This window comes from Ideonella livida (assembly GCF_010499455.1).
GTDB lineage: Bacteria > Pseudomonadota > Gammaproteobacteria > Burkholderiales > Burkholderiaceae_C > Ideonella > Ideonella livida.
Map to the genome: position 1 here is coordinate 88,640 of NZ_JAAGOH010000008.1, position 20,594 is coordinate 109,233.

Consider the following 20,594-nt stretch of genomic DNA (forward strand, 5'->3'; position numbering starts at 1 on the left):
GCTGCAAGCCTGCAGCGGTTAACATGCACACCGTTGGTGCCTGGCAGCCTGATCGTGGTCTGCCGGGGTAAACGGGAAGCAGGAAGATTCGCCTCCACGAGGCACGTCCAACCTGCGCTGCCCCCGCAACGGTAAGCGGACGGGGTGTTCACACCCTCGCTTGTGCCCCTGGTCACTGGAGCCGCCGGCTCCGGGAAGACCGCACAGGTCGATTCCGCCAGCCCGGATACCGGCCAACAGGGGGTGCCCGACGCGTCAAGGCGTGCCGGGTGCCGATGTCAGCGGTCCTCTGCGGGGAAGCGGAGGGCTGCGCGGCGGTGCGCGCCGTGGTCTTTTCCTGTCTGGACGCCTTGCGCCTCAGGGGTTGCTGCCGCGCCGCCTTGTCCGGAAAGTGTTCTCCCATGCGTTCCCTGCGCCCGTCCAGCGCCCTGGCGATCCTGCTCCACGCCCCTCTCTGTCTTACCCTGGCCCAGGCCCAGACTGCGTCCGAGGCCGACTTTGTCGTCACCGCCAGCCGCAGCGCCGAAGCCACCAGCCGCAGTGTGCGGCCCCTGCTGGTGCTGACGGCCGAGGACATCCGCACCGCCGGTGTGAGTTCGCTGCCTGAGCTCCTGCGCGCCACCGGTCTGGCCGAAGTCACCAGCAACGGCGGGCTGGGTCAGGCGGCCAGCGTCTTCCTGCGTGGGGCCAACGGCGGCCACACCCTGGTGCTGATCGACGGTGTGCGCATCGGCTCGGCCACCAGTGGCGCTGCCGCCCTAGAGGGCCTACCCCTGGCACTCATCGAGCGTGTCGAGGTGCTGCCCGGCACCGCCAGCAGCCTGTATGGCGGTGACGCCCTGGGCGGCGTGATCCAGGTGTTCACACGCAGCGCCCAGCGCTCCCCCGGCACCACCGTCGCCCTGACCGGCGGCAGCCATGGCCTGCGCCAGGCCCAGGCCAGCCATGCACAACGTGGCAATGGCACTGAGGTGGCCGTGGGGGTGAACGCCTGGGAAGTCCGGGGCTTCGATGTCAAGACCGAAGGCACCTACGGCCACGAGCCTGACGCCGACGGTGCCCGCGGCCAGTCCCTGAACCTGCGCCTTCAGCAGGAGGTGGGCGCCCACCGCCTGGGTCTGCAGTGGATGAACAGCCAACTGCGCAACCGCTACGACAACTACACCCAGGACTGGACCACTGGCGAATGGGGGGGCGCCCACGCCTGGGCGGACTCCCGCCTGTCCACGCGGGCTGCTACCTGGCAGGGGCCACTGGCCGCAGGCGTGAACAGCGAGCTGCGCCTGTCCCAGGCCACTGACGATTCGCAGACCCATGACGCCAGCCCGAGCTTTTTCACCACCCGTCAAGACCAGCTGAGCTGGCTCAACCGCTTGGCGGCAGGCGGCGGGCAACTGGTGGCCGGCCTGGAGTGGCTCAAGCAGAAGGTGGACAGCGACACCGACTTCGCCGTCGACGCGCGCACCGTCAAATCGTTGCTGCTGGGCTGGCGCGCCACCCAGGGGGCAGTCAGCACCCAGATCGACCTGCGGCGTGACGCCAACTCCCAGTACGGCGCCCACGCCACCGGGCAGGCCGCGGTGGCCTGGCAGCTGGACCCTGCCTGGCGCCTGCGCCTGGCCGGCGGCACGGCGTTCAAGGCGCCCACCTTCAACGACCTGTACTGGCCCTTTGCCGGCAACCCCGGTCTGCAGCCTGAGAAGGCCCGCAACCTGGAGCTGGGCAGCGACTGGCAGCTGGGCGGCCTGCGCCTGAGCGCCACCGCCTTCCGCAGCCGCATCACCGACCTGATCGCCTGGCAGGAGCAGGCCGATGGCAACTGGCTGCCGGCCAACGTGGGGCAGGCCGAGAACACCGGCCTGAGCCTGGGGCTGAATGGCCGCCTGGCCTCGGGCTACCAAATGCGTGCCCAGGCCACCGTGCAGAACCCCCGCAATGCCGACACCGGCCTGCAGCTGCAGCGCCGCGCCCGCCAGTTCGCCGCGCTGGGCCTGAGCCGCCGCGACGGCGCGCTGCACTACGGCAGCGACCTGAGCTACGTGGGCCACCGCTTTGACAGCGCCAACGAGTCCGCCGCCAGCCGCATGGGCGGCTACAGCCTGTTGGCCGTCTTTGCCGGCTGGAAGTTCAACCCCGACTGGGCGCTGGAAGGGCGGGTGAACAACCTGGCCGACAAGCGCCATGAATCGGTGCAGGGCTATGTGACCCCGGGCCGCGAGGCCCAGCTGACCCTGCGCTGGACGCCCGCGTCCTGAGGCCTCGGTCCGCGCCTTGTCCCCAGTGCCACCGATGTCCGGCCCGTCCTGCCCATCCTGGCCTTTGCGCGCCGAACTGCGCCTGGGCAGCGGCCTGCCCGGCCGCGGCACGGGGCCGGGGGCTGGGCGCGGGGAAGGGCGGGGTGCGCGGACCGGACGCCGGGCCTTGGGTCTGGCCGTGCTGGCCGCCCACGGGCTGGTGATGGCATGGGCCTGGCAGACGGCCGCCACGCCGCCGACAGGCGGACGGCAGCCGCCGGCCGCCACGGTGGCGGCCGGTGGGGCGCCACCGTTGCTCTGGCTGAACCTGCCGCCCGCGCCAACGGCGGCCACGCCGATGGTGGCGTCGCCCCGCGCACCGCAGGACGTCACCGCGCCGCCGGCGCGGGCCGATCGCCCCGGCACCACGACCACCGTTGCGCCGACCCCCCAGGGGGTGCTGCCGCCTCAGGCCGTCCAGGTGGCCGCCACCTTTGCCCGCGTCGATGACGCCCCGGCGGTGGCGCCCCGGGCCACGGCCGCCGCCTCCCTGCCCAGCCTGGAGCCCCCGGCCGTGCCAGGGCTGCCTAACCTGGCGCCCGGGGCCAAGTCCAGCCTGCCCGTGGCGATGGCGCGTGTCGGTGCCGCCAGTCCGGTTCCGCCGGGTGGTGCCACCCAAGCCCCGCGCGCGCTCGCCGGCAACCGGTTGCCGGCCTACCCCGAGGCGGCCCGCGAGGACGCCCTGGAAGGCACCGTGGGGCTGCTGCTGCTCATCGACGAACAGGGGCGCGTCACCCAGGTGCAGTGGACCCGGCGCAGCGGCGCGCCCCTGCTGGACCATGCTGCGGCCGAAGCCGCGCGTGCCTGGCGTTTCACGCCCGCACTGCGTGAGGGCCAGCCGGTGGCCGGTCAGCTCAGCCTGGCCATCCGCTTTCAGCTCGATGCCGCGCCGTTGCTGGCGCAGACGCTGGTGTCCCGGGAGACCCCCTGATGCTGACCCTTCCCCAGAGTGCCCTGCCCGACGCGCCGGCGGAGGCGGTCGACCCGCTGGCCGCGCTGCCCTGGCCGCGTCGCCATCCCTTTGCGGTGCTGGCCCTGGGCCTGCTGCTGCTGGCCGGGGTGGTGGTGCTGGCCCTGGCCAGCGGCAGTGGCGCCGTGCCCCTGGCCCGGGTGCCGGTCCTGCTCTGGTCACCCGACGATACGGCTGCTGCCGAGATCCTGCACCGCCTGCGCCTGCCCCGTGTGCTGGCAGCCCTGTCCACCGGCGCCCTGCTGGCCCTGGCCGGTGCCCTGATGCAGATCCTGCTGCGCAATCCCTTGGCCGATCCCTATGTGCTGGGCCTGTCCGGCGGTGCGGCCCTGGGTGCCCTGTCGGTCATGGCCCTGGGGGCTGGTGCGTTGGCGGTGCATGGCGGTGCCTTGGCCGGTGCCCTGGTGGCGGTGGTGGTGGTGTTCAGCCTGGCCCGCCATGACCTGGGGCGGCTGGAGGCCGCCAGCAGCCAGGACAACGCGCCACGGCTGCTGCTGACCGGCGTCATGTGCTCGTCGCTGGCCATGGCCGGGGTCAGCCTCTTGCTGACCCTCTCACCCACCGAGCGCCTGCGTGGCATGCTCTTCTGGATGCTGGGCGACCTCTCCGGCGCCGACATGCACCCGCTGGTGCTGGCCGCCGCGCCGGCCCTGTGCCTGGCGCTCTGGCCGCTGGGCCGCGCGCTCAACCTGATGCTGCGCGGCCCGGGTCCGGCCCAGATGCTGGGGGTGCCGGTCGGCCGGGTGCGGCTGGCCCTGTACCTGGCCGCCTCCACCGCCGCCGGGCTGGCGGTGGCCACCGCCGGCACCGTGGGTTTTGTCGGCCTGGTGGTGCCCCATGCGCTGCGCCTGCTCCTGGGCAATGACCAGCGCCTGCTGCTGCCCGCCAGCGCCTTGGGCGGCGCCGCCTTCCTGCTGGCGGCTGACACCGTGGCCCGCACCTTGATGGCGCCGCTGCAGCTGCCGGTGGGGGCCATCACCGCCTTGGTGGGCGCGCCTGTGTTCATCCTGCTGCTGACCCGCGGCCCCGGCCGCCGGGGCGCCTGAAGCCGCCACCGTCATGTCCCTGTCTGCCCCCCGCTGGCTGCGGCGCCCCGCGGCCACGCCCAGCCGCCACCACCGCCCCCCGGCCGGCACGCCCCTGCTGGCCACGGAGGACCTGCGCGTCACCGTGGGCGGGCCCGGGGGCCGCCTGCTGGTGGACGGCTTGAGCCTGGCCCTTCACCCCGGCCAGTTCTGGTGCCTGCTGGGGCCCAATGGCGCGGGCAAGACCCAGCTGCTGCACACCCTGGCAGGCGCCCGGCCGCCAGCCTCGGGGGCGGTGGAAGTCGGTGGCCATCCCCTGGCGCACTGGCCGCTGGCCGAGTTGGCCTGCCTGCGCGGCTATGTGCCTCAGGCCGTGCACGATGCCTTCAGCACCCCGGTGCTGGACGTGGTGCTGCAGGGCCGCCATCCGCATGTGTCACGTTGGCATTGGGAGGGGCGGGCCGACCATGCTCTGGCCCTGCAAGCCCTGGCCCGCGTGGGCCTGGCGCCACTGGCCCTGCGCGATGTGACCACGCTCTCCGGCGGCGAGCGCCAACGCGTGGCGCTGGCCACGCTGCTGGCCCAGGATCCGCCACTGGCCCTGCTGGACGAGCCCCTGGCCCACCTGGACCTGGCCCAGCAGCTGCGGATGCTGGACCTTCTCAAGGCCGAGGTGGACGAGCGGCAGCGGGCGGTGCTGATGTCGGTGCATGACCTCAGCCTGGCGGCCCGCGTGGCCACCCATGCGCTGCTCATCACCGCGGGTGGCCGGGTGGTGGCCGGGCCGGTGGAGCAGGTGATGACCGCCCCCCAGCTCAGCCGCGCCTTTGGCCACCCGCTGCGGCGCCATGAGGCCGAGGGCCGCACCTGGTGGTTGCCGGCTTGAGGCGGCCGCACTACCTCCCCACATTCCGCCAGCCCCACCCCGCATGCCCCACCCCGCCATGAACCGCTCTGACACGGACACCGACACGGACACCGAAGCCCGCCACCGCGAGAAGATGCAACGCCTGAAGGCGGCCGTGGATGCCCGCATCGCCCAGGCCCAGGAGGACACTGGCGTGCTGCTGGTCCTGACCGGGCCGGGCAAGGGCAAGAGCAGCTCCGCCTTCGGCATGGTGGCCCGGGCCCTGGGCCACGGCATGAAGGTGGGCGTGGTGCAGTTCATCAAGGGCGCCACCCCTACTGGCGAGGAGCGCTTCTTCCGCCGCTTTCCCGACGAGGTGACCTACCACGTCACCGGGGAGGGCTTCACCTGGGAGACCCAGAACCGTGCCCGCGACATCGAGCGTGCGCAGGCCGGCTGGGTGCTGGCGCGCGGCCTGCTGCAGCGCGAGGACGTGCCCCTGGTGGTCTTGGACGAGCTCAACATCGTCCTGGCCCACGGCTACCTCGAGCTGGACACCGTGCTGGCCGACCTGACCGCTCGCCCGCTGCACCAGCATGTGGTGGTCACTGGCCGGGGCGCACCGCCTGCCCTGGTGGAGCTGGCCCAGACCGTCTCCGACATCAAGGTGGTCAAGCACGCCTTTCGCCAGGGCATCCGCGCCCAGCCGGGGCTGGAGCTCTGAGCCCGGCCCCTCCCTTCCACCGCTGACCTGCCAAGCCCCACGCCATGGACACCACCCTGCGCTTTGACATCCTCCCCCAGGACACCCCGGCCCACGACGCCTTGCGCCAGACCCTGCAAGCCCGCATCGACGGCAAGACCAAGCCGCTGGGTGCCCTGGGCCGCCTGGAGGACCTGGCCCTGCAGCTGGGCCTGATCCAGGGTCGCCCCGACCCCGTGGCCCGCCAGGCCCGCGTCATCGTCTGCGCCGGCGACCATGGCATCGCCCATGAGGGCGTGAGCGCCTACCCCCAGGAGGTCACCTGGCAGATGGTGATGAACTTCCTGGCCGGAGGTGCCGCGGTGAACGTGCTGGCCCGCTCGGTGGGCATGGAGGTGCAGGTGGTGGATGCCGGCGTGGCCCACGACTTCGGCCGCATCGCCGGCCTGGTGCATGCCAAGGTGGCGCCCGGCACCGCCAACAGCGCGGTGCAGCCAGCCATGACGGCGGCCCAGTGCGACGCTGCGCTGGCCCGCGGCCGCGCCCTGGCCCATCAGGCGGCCGAGGCGGGGTGCCAGGTCCTGGCCCTGGGTGAGATGGGCATTGCCAACACCAGCGCCGCCAGCCTGCTGCTGCACAAGCTGGCCGGTGTGCCGCTGGAGGTGGCCACCGGCCGCGGCACCGGCGTAGATGATGCCGGCCTGGCCCGCAAGCGCGCCGTGCTGACCCGGGCCGCGGCGCGCACCGGCACCCTTGGCGCCTTCGACGCCCTGTGCGAGTACGGTGGCCTGGAGATCGCCATGATGGCGGGCGCCATGCTCGGCGCGGCCGAACGCCGCCTGCTGGTGTTGGTCGATGGCTTCATCGCCTCCAGCGCGCTGCTGGCCGCGTACCGCCTGGCCCCGGCGGTGCGCGACTACGCCGTCTTCGCCCACCAGTCGGCCGAGGCCGGTCACGCCGCCCTGCTGCAGGCGCTGCAGGCCCGTCCGCTGCTGGCCCTGGACCTGCGCCTGGGCGAGGGCACGGGCGCCGTGCTGGCCTGGCCGCTGGTGCAGGCCGCCGCCGCCTTCCTCGACGGCATGGCCAGCTTCGCCGCCGCCGGGGTCAGCGGCCAGTCGGCTTGATGCCGGACAAGCCGACCCGGCGCGGTTGTGCCGGGGCCGGCGCGATACTCGGGGCCGCCGCCGGCGCCTCCGCCCGGACCGTCCTTCCGGCATGAACTCCCCGTCGTACCTTCTGCTGCTTTCCGCCCTGTGCGTGCTGTGCGCCCTGGCCTTTGACCGCTGGTGGGGCGAGCCGCCTGCCCGCTGGCACCCCGTGGTGTGGATGGGCCGCTGGCTGGGTATGTTCAGCCCCTGGCTGCGCAGCCTGCCCGCGGGGGCGCCGGCCTTTGCGGCCGGCGCGCTGGCCTGGTGTGCCGGTGCAGCCCTGGTGCTCACCCTGGCCTGGCTGGCGCAGGACGTGCTGCACCAGCTCTGGCGCCTGGACGACCCCCTGCGTGCCGTGGGTGTGGTGCTGGGCCTGGGGCTGGGCGGGCTGCTGCTCAAACCGCTGCTGGCCTGGCGCATGCTCCGCAACGAGGTGCGAGCGGTGGACCAGGCCCTGGACCACTCCCTGGAGGAGGCGCGGGCCCAGCTCTCGCGGCTGGTCAGCCGCGACACCCGCCACCTGGACGCCACGGCGGTGCGCGAGGCCGCCATCGAGACCCTGGCCGAGAACCTCAACGATTCGGTCGTCGCGCCGCTGTTCTGGTTTGCCGTGGCCGGCCTGCCCGGTGCCGCGCTCTACCGCTTTGCCAACACCGCCGACGCCATGTGGGGCTACCGCGGCGAGTGGGAGTGGGCCGGCAAATGGGCGGCCCGGGCCGACGACCTGCTGTCTTGGCTGCCGGCCCGCCTCACAGCCTGGCTGCTGGGCCTGGCGGCGGGCCAGCGCCATGCCTGGCGTGGCCTGCCGGGCCTGGGCGCCCAGGCCTGCCGCACCCCGTCGCCCAACGGCGGCTGGCCCATGGGCGCCATGGCCCTGCTGCTGGGCTGCCGCCTGGGCAAACCGGGCGTGTACCTGCTCAACGAGGGCGGTCGCCCGGTCGGGGGTGCCGAGCACCTGCTGGCCCTGCTGTGGGCCGGCCGTGTGGTGGCCCTGCTGGCCCTGTTGGCCGCCGCGGTGGCGGTGCTTGCCTTTGCCGTGACCATGAGCGCCGAACTGGGCTGGGCCGCCGCCCTGACCTCCTGGGGCAGCAGCCCGCGCGCCACCGGCGTCTGGAGCGTGCCGGTGGTGCCTTGAGCCGGTGCCCACAGCCCCGCTGATCCTCTTCTTCCGATCCTTCCGCCCCGACCCGTCTGCATCTTGTTCCGCCTGCCCCTCAAGTCCCTGATGTCCCGGCCGCCGGCTGCCGTCGCGGCCGAGCTGCTGCCCGGTGAGTTGCCCGTGCACGGCGGCCCCGATGTCCTGGGCGTGCCCCGGGTGGATTTCTCCACCAATGCCAACCCGCTGCCGCCCCCGGCGGCCGTGCTGCAGGCCCTGGCCGGCGCCGACCGCTGCCGCTATCCCGAGCCCGGCTACCACCGCCTGCGCGAGCACCTGGCGGCCCTCACCGGCTGCCAGCCGTCGCAGGTGCTGCCCAGCGCGGGCAGCGCCGAGGCCATCCGGCGCCTGAGCCTGTTGGCCCAGCTGCAGGGCCGCCGGCAGGTGTGGCTGCCCGAGCCCGGCTATGCCGACTACCGTGCCGCCGCCCAGGCCCTGGGCTTGCTGGTGCGGGGCTGGACCACCCCCGACGAGCTGCTGCAGGGCCTGTGGGACGAGCCGGCGGCCTGTCTGGTCTGGATCACCGAGCCGCACAACCCCAGCGGCGGCAGCCTGCCCGCGTCGTTCTGGGCCGAGCTGGGCGACCTGCTGGCCCGGCGCGACCACTGGCTGGCGCTGGACCGGGCCTACGAACCGCTGCGCCTGCGCGGCGCGTGCGGCCTGCCGGCGGCGCTGGCCGCACGCGCCTGGCAGCTCTGGTCGCCCAACAAGGCGCTGGGCCAATGCGGTGTGCGGGCCGGCTGGCTGCAGGCACCCGCCGGCGAGGCCCTGCTGGCGCGCGCCGCCGGGGCCCTGGCGCCCAGCTGGGTGCTCTCGGCCGAAGGGGTGGCCCTGCTGCAAGTCTTCCATGACGCCGCGGTGCAGGACTGGCTGGACAGCGCACGCCACACCCTGCGGCGCTGGCAGGCTGACCAGCACGCCCGGCTGGGCGCGCTGGGCTGGCACTGGCAGCCGGGCAGCGTGACCCCGTTTGCCCTGGCCCGTCCACCGCTGCCGGCGCACCGCCTGGGCGCCGTGCTGGCCGGCCTGCGGGCCCAGGGCCTCAAATTGCGGGACGCCACCTCCATGGGCCTGCCCGGTTGGGTCAGGCTCTCGGCCCAGTCGCCGGCGGCGGTGGACGAGCTGGTGCGGGCCTGGCCGGGCCTGGCCGGCGAGTCCGACGCCGCGGCCGGCCCGGCCCCGCAGCCCACCACCTTCTGACCCTTTGCGCTGTAGCCACCCTCCGTCATGACCTCACCCGACACCGGCGGCGCCGCCCTGCAGGAACTTCGCCGCCTGCTCATAGCCGTGCAGTTCCTCACCCGCCTGCAAGTGCCGGCCTGGGTGGGCTGGAGCCCGGCGCAGGCCCGAGCCAGCCTGCGCTACCTGCCGCTGGTGGGCCTGGGCATCGGCACCGTGGCCGCCGGCGTGGTGCTGGTGGCCCTGCACTGGTGGAGCCTGCCCGTCGCGGTCGGCCTGAGCTTGGTGGTGACCATGCTGCTCACCGGTGCCCTGCACGAGGACGGCCTGGCCGACTGCTGCGACGCCCTGGGGGGCGGCGGACGCGACCGCGAAAAGGTGCTGAGCATCCTCAAGGACCCCCGTGTGGGCAGTTTTGGCGCCGTGGGCCTGATCCTGGTGCTGGGCCTGAAGACCGCGCTCTGGCTGGACCTGCTGGATCAGGTGGGCAGCCTCCACGCTTTTGCCGGTGACGGTGACGGTCCCACGCTGACCGTGCCCCAGGCGGTGGTGGCTGGCGGCATGCTGGCGGTGCTGCTCAGCGGCATGGCCAGCCACGCCCTGAGCCGGCTGTCCCTGTTGGTGGTCATGGCCCGCCTGGACTACGCCCGTCCCCCGGGCAGCGGTGGGCGCAGCGAAGGCCTGGCCCAGCGGCCGGGCGCCATGGAGCTGGCTGTGGCGGGCCTGGTCGCCCTGGCGCCCCTGGCTGCCCTGGGCACTCAGGGCTGGCCGTTGGAGAACCTGCTGGGGGCCGCGCTGGCGCCCCTGTCCATTGGGGGCATGGCCATGACCCTGATGCGCCAGCGCCTGGGCGGCTGGGTGGGTGACGGGCTGGGCGCCACCCAACAGCTGGCCGAAGTGGCGGTGCTGCTGTCGCTGTGTGCTGTGCGCAATGTCTGAGCCCGAAGCCGGACTGGACCTGCTGCTGCTGCGGCACCCGCCGGTGGCCCTGCCGCCCGGCCATTGCTATGGCTGGCTGGATGTGCCGCTGGCCCCGCCTGCCACCCAGACGCTGGTCGCCGCCGTGGCCCGGGTGCAGGCCCGACTGCAGGCCTGGGGGCTGCGGCCGGCCTGCGTGGTGAGCAGCCCCTCCAGCCGTTGCCTGGACCTGGCCCGGGCCTTGGCGGCCACCCCGGAATGCGCCGGATCCGGCCCTGCGCTGGCGGTGCGGGTGGATGCACGCTGGCGCGAGCTGCACTTTGGCCGCTGGGAGGGGCGGCGCTGGGACGACATCCCGCGCCACGAGAGCGACCCCTGGGCCGAGGACGTGCACCACCGCGCCCCGCCCGAAGGCGAGACACGAGCGGCGCTGCTGGCCCGGGTGCAGGACGCGCTGCAGGCACTGCGCCGTCAGCCCGGCCCCTGCCTGGTGGTGGCCCATGCCGGGCCGCTGCGCGCGGTGCTGGCGCAGGCCCTGGGCCAGCCGCCCGGGCAGGTGCCCGACATGCCGCTGGACTGCGCCCATCTCAGCTGGCTGCGCTGGCCCGCCCACGCTGCACATCCCCAAGCGCTGCAGCTCAACCAGTGAGCGGCGACTGGGCGCGCCTGCCGGGCGCCGTCCTGCCACGAGGCCATGGCGCCAAGGGAGCGACCGCCCGGCCCCATGCCATTTGCCGCCCCGGCACCCCTCCGTTACACTGCGCCCCGCTTCAGGTGCCCCAGGGTGGACGGTCGATGACCGGACGCGCCGGGGTGAAACGGGAAGCCGGTGAAAACCCGGCGCTGCCCCCGCAACGGTAAGCGAGAGAACTGGAACGCATCAGCGCGGTCGGCCCCTTGGCCGCCAGCCCCAGCCACTGTGCCCCACGGCATGGGAAGGTGGATGCGATCCGGCCGGTGGACCCTCCAGTCCGCCGCCCCTCGCCGAGCCCGGAGACCGGCCTGCAAGCGCACAGCTGCAGGCCGTTGCGGAGGGCGACGGGATGCGCGACAGAGCCGTTCGTCCTTTCCGTCTCGACCCTGCCCGGCAGGCGCCCCCGTGGCCGCCTGGGCGTGGTGCCTGCCGCCGACTGCCGGTGGCCGTGCGCCGTGCCGACCGTGCCGGGCTGTCCGGCACAGGGGCGCGGCCCTGCTGCCCATCCTCTCTCCCGCCTCGGGGTCTGCGTCCTTCGGTTCCACCGTTTCCACGCCATGCGCCCGGTGGGGGCGCCCTCCAGGAGAGAGCCATGCACATCGAACCCGGCCTGTTGGCCCAGACCAAGCTCATTGCCGCCAACACCGCCGCCCTGGCCGTGCTGGCCAGCCAGGCCCCGGCGCTTGCGCGCCGCCCCGCACTGTGGCTGCGCACCGGCCTGGCCGCCCTGTTCTTCACCCTGTTCATGCAGGCGTTCCACCTGCCGGTGGGCCCGTCGGAGCTGCACTTCATCGGCGCCATGCCCATCTACCTGCTGCTGGGCTTCCTGCCCACGCTGTTCGGCTTTGCGCTGGGCCTGGGGCTGCAGGGGCTGCTGTTCGAGCCGCAGGATCTGGTACATCTGGGCGTCAATGCCCTGTCGCTGATGGTGCCGCTGACCGTGCTGCACCAGACCTTGGGCCGGCGCCTGAACACGGCCGCCCTGAGCGCCGCGCAGATCCTCAAGCTCGACGGCGTGTACTACGCCGGCGTCACGCTGATGGTGGGCTTCTGGCTGACGCAGTCGGCCGACGCCTTCGCCCTGGCCGACTGGGCGCGCTTTGCGGCCTCGTACCTGGCGGTGGTGGCGCTGGAGCCATTGTTCACGCTGTGCCTGGTACGCGGGGTGCGCGGGGTGCGCGGTCAGGCGCTGCTGCCCGCCTGGGCCGGCGTGTGCCTGGATGAACGCCTGACCGGCGCCCGCGCCTGAGGCCGGCCATGGAGGCTCTCCCCACGGGCACCGTCTGGTTTGTCGGCGCTGGCCCGGGCGACCCGGAGCTGATCACCGTCAAGGGGCGCTTGCTCATCGAGCGCGCCGGGGCCATCCTGTTTGCCGGCTCGCTGGTGAACGAGGCCATCACCCGCTGGGCGCCGCCCGGCTGCGTGGTGGCCGACAGCAAGGACATGGCCCTGCCCGAGATGACCGCCTGGCTCGTCGCCCAGGCCCGGCAGCATGCCGTGGTGGTGCGCTTGCAGACCGGCGACCCGGCGCTCTACGGCTCGCTCATCGAGCTGGTGCAGCCGCTGGACGCCGCCGGCGTGCCGGTGCAGGTGGTGCCGGGGGTGTCCTCGGCCATGGCGTCGGCCGCGGCGGCGGTGGAAAGCTTCACGCTGCCCGAGGTCACGCAAAGCGTCATCTTCACCCGAGTGGAAGGACGTACCCCGATGCCGCCAGGCGAAGACCTGGCCGCCCTGGCCGCGCACCGCACCACCCTGTGTGTGTTCCTCTCCATCACGCTGCTGCACAAGGTCGAGGCCGGCCTGCGTGCCGCGGGTTGGGCGGAGGACGCGCCCCTCGTTGTCGTCCACAAGGCCAGCTGGCCAGGGGAAGAGCGCATCGTGCGCGGCACCCTGGCCACCATCAAGCAGCGCTGTCGCGAGGCCGGCATCGTCAGCCAGGCCATGGTCATCGCCAGCCCCACGCTGGGCGCGCGCCACTGGCCCGAACTCATCAAGTCCAAGCTCTACGACCCGAGCTTCACCCACCGTTTCCGAAAGGCCAGCGCATGAACGCCGCCACCTGTGTGTCTTCCTGCCCCGCTCCCGGACATTTCCCCCTCACCACGGTGCTGATCGTGGGCCATGGCTCGCGTGAGGCCTCGGGCAACGACGAGATCTGCGAGTTCGTGCGCCGATGGCGTGAGCGCCAGCCGGGCTGGCGCATCGAGCTGTGTTTCATCGAGTTCGCTGTCCCGTCGCTGCATGACGGCCTGCTGGCCGCCGCGCAGGGCGCACAGCGCGTCCTGGTGCTGCCCCTCATCTTGAACGCCGCCGGGCACGTGAAGATGGAGATTCCCGAGGCCATCGAGCACGCCCGTGAACACTGCCCGGGCGTGACCTTCCAGTACGCGCCGAACCTGGGCGCGTGTGACCCCCTCCTGGCCATCCTCAAGCGCCGCCTGCGGCAGGCCCTGGCCACCCTGGACATGCCCGACCCCCTGACCACCGGCGTCATCCTCCTGGGCCGGGGTTCGTCGGACCGGGCTGCCAATGGCGACGTGGCCAAGATGGCCCGCTGGCTGCACGAGGAGTCTGACCACGAGCTGGTGGATGTGGCCTTTACCGGCATCACCTTCCCCCGGCTGGAGCGAGTGGTGCAGCGCCAGGCCCTGCTGGGCTTGCGCCAGGTCGTGGTGCTGCCGTATTACCTCTACACCGGCACGCTGATGCAGCGCATCGAGCGCCAGGTGGGCCATCTGCGTCAGCAGTACCCGCTGCTGCGGTTCGCCTGCGGTTCGCACTTCGGCTTCGAGCCCGAGATTTTTGCCTTGCTGGAGCAGCGCGTCACCGAGCTGCAAGCCGGGGTGGCCGGCGCCGCCATGCCGTGTGACGGCTGCCGCTTCCGCGAAATCGCGCACGAGCTGGGGCACGGCCACTCGCACGAGCACACGCAGGGGCACGCGCATGCCCACGCCCCGGCCGAGGCCATGCCCGCATGAGCAGCGTCAACACCGTCACCGAGCAGCTCACCCGCGCCGGCCAGGCCATCGAGCACGACAGCTTCGCCATCATCGATGCCGAGGTCGGCCCGCACCGCTACGACGCGCAGCAGTGGCCCATCGTGCGCCGCATGATCCACGCCAACGCCGACTTCGAGTTCAACGGTCTGACCGACTTTCACCCACAGGCGGTGCAAGCCGGCATCGCCGCCCTGCTGGCGGGCGGCGCGGCGATGGTGGCCGATGTGGAGATGATCTGCTCGGGCCTGTCACGCCCGCGCCTGGCGCACTTTGGCGTGGCCACGCACCAGTTCATCAGCGATGCGGATGTGATCGCCGCCGCCCAGGCTGAGAACACCACCCGCGCCGTGCAGGCCCTGCGCAAGGCCTGGCGGCTGGGTTTGCTCGAAGGCGCACTGGTGGGCATCGGCAACGCCCCCACGGCCCTGATCGAGCTGGTGCGCCTGATCCGTGAGGAGGGGGTGCGCCCGGCGCTGGTGGTGGGCATGCCGGTGGGCTTTGTCTCGGCCGCCGAATCCAAGGACCTGATGGCCGAACTGCGCGAGGTGCCCTGGATCGTCATCCGTGGCCGCAAGGGCGGCTCCACTCTGGTGGTGGCCGCCCTGCACGCCCTGTTGGCCCTGGCGGAGGCGGCGCAGCGCGCCGGCCACACCGCCACGGCGGGCTGAGGTCCGGCGGCCATGAAGGACAAGGCCGTGCAGCGCGGCACCCGCACTGGCTTCACCACCGGCGCCTGCTCGGCGGCGGCGGCGCGGGCGGCCGCGCTGGGCCTGGTGACGGGCGAGATCCCGGCCGACGTGGAAAGCCTGTTGCCCAACGGCCAGCGCGTGCGCTTTGCGGTGCAGGACGCCCACTGCACCGCCACCCACGCCCACGCCGTGGTGGTCAAGTTCGCCGGCGATGACCCGGACTGCACCGACGGCGCCCACCTCACCGCCGACCTCCAGTTGCTGCCTGACGCCCCCGGCGAAGTGCGGCTGCTGGGCGGCACGGGCGTGGGCACCGTCACGCTCGACGGCCTGGGCTTGGCGGTGGGGGGCCCGGCCATCAACCCCGTGCCCCGGCGCAACATCGAGGCCAATGTGCGTGAAGTGGCCGCCGGGCTGCTGACGCACGCGGGCCTGGCGGTGACGATCTCGGTGCCGCAGGGCGAGGCCATGGCCAAGAAGACGCACAACGCCCGGCTGGGCATCCTGGGCGGCATTTCCATCCTGGGCACCACAGGCATCGTCAAGCCGTATTCGACCTCGGCCTGGCGGGCCAGTGTGGTGCAGGGTGTGCAGGTGGCCGCCCAGGTCAGCCGCCGTTTGGGGCTGGGCGTGGGCGGGCGCGGCGTGGTGGTGTTCACCACCGGCGGGCGCACCGAGCAGTTCGCCCAGCGTCAGCACCCGGCCTGGCCGCTCACCTGTTTTGTGCAGATGGGCGACTTCCTGCGCTATGCGCTGGACGAGGCCGTGGCGCAAGGCGTGGGCCAGGTGGTGATCGCCGGCATGGTGGGCAAGCTCACCAAGATCGCCCAGGGTGAAACCATCACCCACGCCAACCGCGCCGAGGTGGACACCGGCTTGCTGGCCGACCTGGCCACCGCGCTGGGCGCCCCGGCGGACGACTGCGCCGCCATCGCCGCCGCGCCCACCGCCCGCTTTGCGGCCGAGCGCATGGCCGCCTTGGGGCTGGAGGCCGCGTTTCACCACGCCTTGGCTGAGCGCGTGGTGCGCACCCTCACCGCCCCAGAGCGCTACGGCCACCGCTTCGCCCTGCAGGTGCTGGTGTGCGACTTTGACGGCCAGCTGCAGGCCCAAGCCCTCAGCCCGAACTGGAACCCCACCCCATGACCGACCCCAACCCCTGCGTCATCCTCGGTGTGCTGGACGACGGCATTGCCAGCCTTACGCCCGTGGCGTTGGCCGAGCTGCGCGCCGCCGAGGTCGTGATCGGCGCCACCCGCACCCTGGCGCTGCTGGTCACCGAATTCAAACCCGGCGCACGCACCCACGACCTGACCGGCGCACTCCGCCACGTGCCCGACTGGGTGCGCCAGGCGCGCGCCGACCACTTGAAGGTGGTGGTGCTGGCCACGGGCGACCCGCTGTGCCACGGCATCGCCAGCTACCTGGCCTCGCGGCTGTGCCTGTCGGCGCTGAAGGTGCTGCCCAACCTCTCCACGCTGCAACTGGCCTGCGCCCGCGTGGGGCTGGCATGGCAGGAGGCGCGCATCGTCTCCGTCCACGCCGCGGATGCGGGCGAATGGCAGCCCGGCAGTCCGCCCACGCACGGTCTCTACGCCCTGGCCCAAGCCCTGCGCACGCATGACCGCCTGCTGGTGCTGACCAGTCCGGCCAACTCACCCGACCGCATCGCCCGGCTGCTGCTGGCCGAGGGGCTGGGCGAAGACTTCCAGCTCGCCGTGGCCGAGCGCCTGCTCACGCCCCATGAGCGCGTGCTGGCCGACCTGAGCCCCGCGCAAGCGGCAGCGCAAACCTTTGCCGACCCGAATGTGCTGCTGCTGTGGCGCTGCCGGGCGCGCACTTGGCCGCAGCTCTTCGGCCTGCCGGATACGGCCTACGCCCAACGCCAGCCCGACAAGGGGCTCATCACCAAGCAGGAGGTGCGCGCCGTCTCGCTGGCCCGCCTGCAACTGCGTGCTGACAGCCGCGTGTGGGACCTGGGTGCCGGCAGCGGCTCGGTGGGCCTGGAGGCGGCGCGGTTGTGCGCGCAGGGCCATGTGTGGGCCATCGAGAAGAACGCGGCCGATGTGGCGATTGCGCAAAGCAACCAGCGCGCCTTCGGCCTCAGCAACCACACGCTGGTGCACGGCAGGGCGCCGGCACACCTGGACACCTGGCCGGACCCGGACGCGGTGTTCATCGGCGGCTCCGGCGGCGAGCTGGCCACGCTGATCCCCACCGTGCTGGCGCGGCTGCGCCCTGGCGGTGTGCTGGTGATGAACTTCGTCACCCTCGAAAACCTGGCCACCGCCACGCACACCCTGGCCGCGCAGGGCGCCACCTGGGAGGTGCTGCAACTGCAAGCCGCGCGCAGCCAGCCCATCCTGCACATGCACCGCATGGCCGCGGAGAACCCGGTGTGGATCGTGAGTGCCCGCGCCGGCGACGCCCCTTCAACGGCACATGCAAAGGAGGCCTCCACCGATGAGCGCTGAAACGCCCCCCGCTCCCCCCGCAGCCCCGCGCCTGGGCACGCTCTACGGCGTCAGCCTCGGCCCAGGCGATCCGGGCCTGATCACCCGCCGCGCCTGGGCGCTGCTGGCGCGCCGCGACACCGCCTGGGTCTACCCCGCACGCAGCACCAAAACGCCCAGCTACGCCTTTGACATCGTGCAGCGCGCCGAACTGGCGCCGCCGGCCGATCACCAAAGCCTGCTCTTTCCCATGACGCACGACGGCGAAAAGCTCGCCCGTGCCTGGCTGCGGGCCGCCGACGTCGTGCTGCCCAAGCTGCTTGCCGGACAGGATGTGCTCTTCCTCGTCGAAGGCGATGCCAGCACCTATGCCACCTTCGGCCACCTGGCGCGCACGCTGCGCCAGGGCGATGCGCGCGTGGCCGTGGAGGTGGTGGCCGGGGTGAACGCCTTCACCGCCGCCTGCGCCACCCAGGCCGAACCGCTGTGCGAGCAGGACGACACCGTCGCCCTGGTGCCCGCCGCCTACGGTGTGAGCGCCTTGCAACGCCTGCTGACGGACTTCGACACCCTGGTGCTGCTCAAGGTCAAACCCCTGCTGGGCGAGCTGATCGACTGGTTGGACGCCCAAGTCCTGCTGCCCCACACCCGCTTCATCGAGCGCTGCGGTGCGCCGGACGAGCAGGTGGTCAACACCCCCACGGGGCTGCTCGCCCTGCGCGGCCAGAAGGTGAGCTACCTCTCGCTGATGGTGGTGAAGAACCCGCATCGGGTACGCGGCGAGCGCATTCGCGGCTGCCTGAAGAAAACCTCTGCGCCCCTGGCGCTACCCCAGGCTGAGGAGACCCACGCTTGAGCTTGCCCCGCATTGGCATCGTTGCCATCACCAAACACGGCGCCACCCAGGCGCGCCGGCTGGCACAGCAGCTGCCGCACGCCCACCTCTGCACGGCAGAGAAGTTCGCCCCGGTGTTCGCCGGCCTGCCCAACCCGCTGCGCGCCTACCCCGGCGCCCTGCGCGACGAGATCGGGCCCCTGTTCGCAACGGTCGACCAGTTGGTGTTTTTTGTCTCGCTGGGCGCGGTGGTGCGCCTCATTGCGCCTTTCCTGAAGAACAAGGACGAAGACCCCGGCGTCACCGTGGTGGACGATGCTGGCCGCTACGCCATTGCCGTGCTGTCCGGCCATGTGGGCGGCGCCAACGCCATGGCCGAGCAGGTGGCCGCGCTGCTGGGCGCCGAGCCGGTGCTCACCACTGCCTCGGACGTGGGGCGCACGATTCCCGTGGACATCCTGGGCCGCGAGCTGGGCTGGCGGGTGGAGGCACCCAAGCGCAACATCACCCGCGTCTCGGCCGCCGTGGTGAACGAGGAGCCGGTGGCCTTTGTCCAGGAAGCCGGCAGCCCGCACTGGTGGACCCGCCCCACGCCGCTGCCGCCCAGCATCCAGCGCTTTGGCCGTTTGGACGAGGTGGATCTGGCGCGCTTTGCCGCCGTGCTGTGGGTGACGAATGCGGAGGTGCCCGAGACGCTGTGGCAGCAGTTGCATGAGCGCCTGGTGGTGTATCGCCCGCCGGTGGACCGTGCGGCATGAGCGCCTCGGCCCTCACCCCGCCCCGCCCGCGGCTGGCCCTGGGCCTGGGCTGCGACCGCCACACCCCCGAAGCCACGCTGCGACAGGCCGTGGCCGAAGCCCTGGCCCGGCTGGGCGCCGATTGGTCGGACGTGGCCGCCGTGGCCAGCATCACCCTGAAGGCCGACGAAGCGGGCCTGCTGGCCCTGTGCGCGTCGCAGGGCTGGCAGCCGCAGTTTTACGCGCCGCCGCAGCTCGCCGCCGTGGCGGTGCCCAACCCCTCTGAGACCGTGCGGCGCCACACCGGCACGCCCTCCGTCAGTGAGGCGGCCGCCTTGCTGGCCGCTGGGCGCCCGCACGAGATGCACGCGCTGCGCTTGGAGAAACACCGACGCCAAGGCCCGGACGGCCGCCACGCCACCGTGTCGGTCGCTGACATGACCCCAACCCCCATGACCCCTTCCTCACCCACCACCCCGCGGGGCCAGATCACCCTGGTCGGCATCGGCCCCGGCAGTCCCGAGCACATGACCGCCCGCGCCCGCAGCGCCATTGCCGAGGCCGACACGGTGATCGGCTACGTCACCTACATCAAGCTGGTGGCCGATCTGCTGGACGGCAAGGAGGTCATCCGCAAGAGCATGACCGAGGAGCTGGACCGCGCCATCGAGGCCCTGGACCGCGCCCGCCAAGGCAAGAAGGTGGCCCTCATCTCCTCGGGGGACGCCGGGGTGTACGGCATGGCCGGCCCGACCTACGAGGTGCTGTTCCAGGCCGGCTGGACACCCGACAGCGGCGTGGCCGTGGAGATCGTGCCCGGCGCCTCGGCGCTCAACAGCTGCGCCGCCCTGGTGGGGGCCCCACTGACGCACGACTTCTGCGCCATCTCGCTCTCCGACCTGCTCACGCCCTGGCCGGTGATCGCCCGGCGCCTGGATGCGGCGGCATACGCGGATTTTGTCGTCGCGCTTTACAACCCCAAGAGCGGGCGGCGCACGCGCCAGATCGTCGAAGCGCAGCGCCTGTTCCTGCGCCACCGCCGGCCCGACACGCCGGTGGTCATCGTCAAGAGCGCCTACCGCCGGCGGGAGCAGATCCACTTCACCACCCTGGCCGCCATGTGCGAGGCCGACATCGGCATGCTCAGCACCGTGCTCATCGGCAACAGCAGCACCTTTGTGCGCGCCGGGCGCATGGTCACGCCGCGGGGCTACGCCAACAAGTACCAGAACGGCGACGAGGGCTTTGCCACCCGTGACGGCGAGAAGGCCGGGCGGTCCCTGTCCACCGGCCTGACGGGCTGGCTGGACACCCTGCAAGCCGAGCACGCCGCCGGCACCGACGTGGCCGCGCTGGCCCTGCGCCACCGCCTGCCAGAAGACTACCTGCGCGCCGTGCTGGCCGAGCCGCGGGACACCGGGAACGCCGCCCCGGCCACTGCCGCTGCCACCGCCGAGGAGGGCGACGCATGAGCGAGTCCGCGATCAAACCCCGCATCGGCGCCTACGCCCGCCACCTGCTGGTCTGCACCGGCCCGCGCTGCACCCAGGACGGCCAGGCCCAGGCCCTGTTCGACAGCCTGGGCGAGAAGTTCAAGGCCGCCGGCCTGAACGAGGGGGCGCTGCGTGTCAAACGCAGCCGGGTGAGCTGCTTTGCCGCCTGCAAGGGCGGCCCGGTGATGTGCGTGCAGCCCGACGGCACCTGGTACTACAACGTCACCCCTGCGCACATGGACCGCATCATCGCGCAGCACCTGGTGGGTGGCCGGCCGGTGGCCGAGCTGGTGTTCCACCAAGGGCCGGGCTGCGCGGCCGCCCAGGCCGATCCCGCCCCTGACCCCCAGCCGGTGCAGGCCTGCGCCGGGGCCCCCGACACCTCGGGCTGAAGCCGCCACCGCTGCCCCGGGGCTTGTCAGCCCCGGCGGGCGCTGCTTGCCCGAGAATCCGC

Annotated in this window: 20 protein-coding genes, 1 pseudogene and 2 riboswitches; all 21 genes and pseudogenes read left to right on the plus strand. The window is 72.8% G+C overall.

Annotation, left to right across the window (positions count from 1 at the left end; genetic code table 11):
• Positions 1-17: 17 nt before the first annotated feature.
• A riboswitch (cobalamin riboswitch) is annotated at positions 18-252 on the plus strand.
• 149 nt (positions 253-401) lie between these two features.
• The 21 genes and pseudogenes from G3A44_RS08845 to G3A44_RS08940 all read left to right on the plus strand — a co-directional run bounded on the left by G3A44_RS08845 (position 402) and on the right by G3A44_RS08940 (position 20,532).
• The gene (locus tag G3A44_RS08845; protein ID WP_163457147.1) at positions 402-2,255 is read left to right on the plus strand and encodes a TonB-dependent receptor domain-containing protein; all 1,854 of its coding nucleotides are present in this window, start codon (positions 402-404) and stop codon (positions 2,253-2,255) included.
• A 166-nt stretch (positions 2,256-2,421) separates the two neighbouring features.
• Positions 2,422-3,225 (plus strand): energy transducer TonB, encoded by an 804-nt coding sequence (locus tag G3A44_RS08850; RefSeq protein ID WP_163457148.1) that lies wholly within the window; start codon positions 2,422-2,424, stop codon positions 3,223-3,225.
• Positions 3,225-4,310 (plus strand): FecCD family ABC transporter permease, encoded by a 1,086-nt coding sequence (locus G3A44_RS08855; RefSeq protein ID WP_163457149.1) that lies wholly within the window; start codon positions 3,225-3,227, stop codon positions 4,308-4,310. The genes G3A44_RS08850 and G3A44_RS08855 overlap by 1 nt, the downstream gene beginning before the upstream one ends.
• Before the next feature lie 13 nt (positions 4,311-4,323).
• A complete protein-coding gene (locus tag G3A44_RS24055; RefSeq protein ID WP_163457150.1) occupies positions 4,324-5,175 on the plus strand; it encodes an ABC transporter ATP-binding protein in 852 nt (283 codons plus the stop codon).
• 58 nt (positions 5,176-5,233) lie between these two features.
• Entirely contained in the window at positions 5,234-5,860 is a 627-nt protein-coding gene (gene cobO, locus G3A44_RS08865) for a cob(I)yrinic acid a,c-diamide adenosyltransferase (protein ID WP_163457151.1), read from the plus strand.
• A gap of 44 nt (positions 5,861-5,904) precedes the next feature.
• On the plus strand, positions 5,905-6,963 hold the full coding sequence (gene cobT / locus G3A44_RS08870; protein WP_163457152.1) for a nicotinate-nucleotide--dimethylbenzimidazole phosphoribosyltransferase: 1,059 nt from the start codon (positions 5,905-5,907) through the stop codon (positions 6,961-6,963).
• A gap of 91 nt (positions 6,964-7,054) precedes the next feature.
• Positions 7,055-8,122, plus strand: a complete 1,068-nt coding sequence (gene cbiB, locus G3A44_RS08875) for an adenosylcobinamide-phosphate synthase CbiB (RefSeq protein WP_163457153.1) — start codon at positions 7,055-7,057, stop codon at positions 8,120-8,122.
• Positions 8,123-8,185: 63 nt separating this feature from the next.
• Positions 8,186-9,343, plus strand: coding sequence for an aminotransferase class I/II-fold pyridoxal phosphate-dependent enzyme (locus G3A44_RS08880; protein WP_163457154.1), 1,158 nt, complete (start codon positions 8,186-8,188; stop codon positions 9,341-9,343).
• A 27-nt stretch (positions 9,344-9,370) separates the two neighbouring features.
• A complete protein-coding gene (locus G3A44_RS08885) occupies positions 9,371-10,261 on the plus strand; it encodes an adenosylcobinamide-GDP ribazoletransferase (RefSeq protein ID WP_163457155.1) in 891 nt (296 codons plus the stop codon).
• Positions 10,254-10,889 (plus strand): histidine phosphatase family protein, encoded by a 636-nt coding sequence (locus tag G3A44_RS08890; protein ID WP_163457156.1) that lies wholly within the window; start codon positions 10,254-10,256, stop codon positions 10,887-10,889. Before G3A44_RS08885 ends, G3A44_RS08890 begins: the two co-directional genes overlap by 8 nt.
• A 106-nt stretch (positions 10,890-10,995) precedes the next feature.
• Positions 10,996-11,260: riboswitch (cobalamin riboswitch) on the plus strand.
• Positions 11,261-11,526: 266 nt separating this feature from the next.
• Positions 11,527-12,183, plus strand: a complete 657-nt coding sequence (locus G3A44_RS08895; RefSeq protein WP_163457157.1) for an energy-coupling factor ABC transporter permease — start codon at positions 11,527-11,529, stop codon at positions 12,181-12,183.
• An 8-nt stretch (positions 12,184-12,191) separates the two neighbouring features.
• Positions 12,192-12,983: a precorrin-4 C(11)-methyltransferase gene (gene cobM / locus G3A44_RS08900; RefSeq protein WP_163457158.1), complete on the plus strand. Its 792-nt coding sequence runs from the start codon at positions 12,192-12,194 to the stop codon at positions 12,981-12,983.
• Positions 12,980-13,912, plus strand: a complete 933-nt coding sequence (locus G3A44_RS08905) for a sirohydrochlorin chelatase (protein WP_163457159.1) — start codon at positions 12,980-12,982, stop codon at positions 13,910-13,912. The genes cobM and G3A44_RS08905 overlap by 4 nt, the downstream gene beginning before the upstream one ends.
• A complete protein-coding gene (locus G3A44_RS08910; RefSeq protein WP_163457160.1) occupies positions 13,909-14,601 on the plus strand; it encodes a precorrin-8X methylmutase in 693 nt (230 codons plus the stop codon). The genes G3A44_RS08905 and G3A44_RS08910 overlap by 4 nt, the downstream gene beginning before the upstream one ends.
• A 12-nt stretch (positions 14,602-14,613) precedes the next feature.
• Positions 14,614-15,768: a cobalt-precorrin-5B (C(1))-methyltransferase gene (locus G3A44_RS08915; protein ID WP_163457161.1), complete on the plus strand. Its 1,155-nt coding sequence runs from the start codon at positions 14,614-14,616 to the stop codon at positions 15,766-15,768.
• Positions 15,765-17,096 (plus strand): precorrin-6y C5,15-methyltransferase (decarboxylating) subunit CbiE, encoded by a 1,332-nt coding sequence (cbiE, locus tag G3A44_RS08920; protein WP_163457162.1) that lies wholly within the window; start codon positions 15,765-15,767, stop codon positions 17,094-17,096. The genes G3A44_RS08915 and cbiE overlap by 4 nt, the downstream gene beginning before the upstream one ends.
• Entirely contained in the window at positions 17,086-17,931 is an 846-nt protein-coding gene (gene cobI, locus G3A44_RS08925) for a precorrin-2 C(20)-methyltransferase (RefSeq protein WP_163457163.1), read from the plus strand. The genes cbiE and cobI overlap by 11 nt, the downstream gene beginning before the upstream one ends.
• On the plus strand, positions 17,928-18,668 hold the full coding sequence (locus G3A44_RS08930) for a cobalamin biosynthesis central domain-containing protein (protein ID WP_163457164.1): 741 nt from the start codon (positions 17,928-17,930) through the stop codon (positions 18,666-18,668). Before cobI ends, G3A44_RS08930 begins: the two co-directional genes overlap by 4 nt.
• A pseudogene (locus G3A44_RS23255) lies at positions 18,665-19,069 on the plus strand (cobalamin biosynthesis protein); the annotation flags it as partial. The gene G3A44_RS08930 and the pseudogene G3A44_RS23255, both read left to right, overlap by 4 nt.
• Before the next feature lie 15 nt (positions 19,070-19,084).
• Positions 19,085-20,119, plus strand: a complete 1,035-nt coding sequence (cobJ, locus tag G3A44_RS08935) for a precorrin-3B C(17)-methyltransferase (protein WP_203561346.1) — start codon at positions 19,085-19,087, stop codon at positions 20,117-20,119.
• A complete protein-coding gene (locus G3A44_RS08940) occupies positions 20,116-20,532 on the plus strand; it encodes a (2Fe-2S) ferredoxin domain-containing protein (RefSeq protein WP_163457166.1) in 417 nt (138 codons plus the stop codon). The genes cobJ and G3A44_RS08940 overlap by 4 nt, the downstream gene beginning before the upstream one ends.
• Positions 20,533-20,594: the final 62 nt, after the last annotated feature.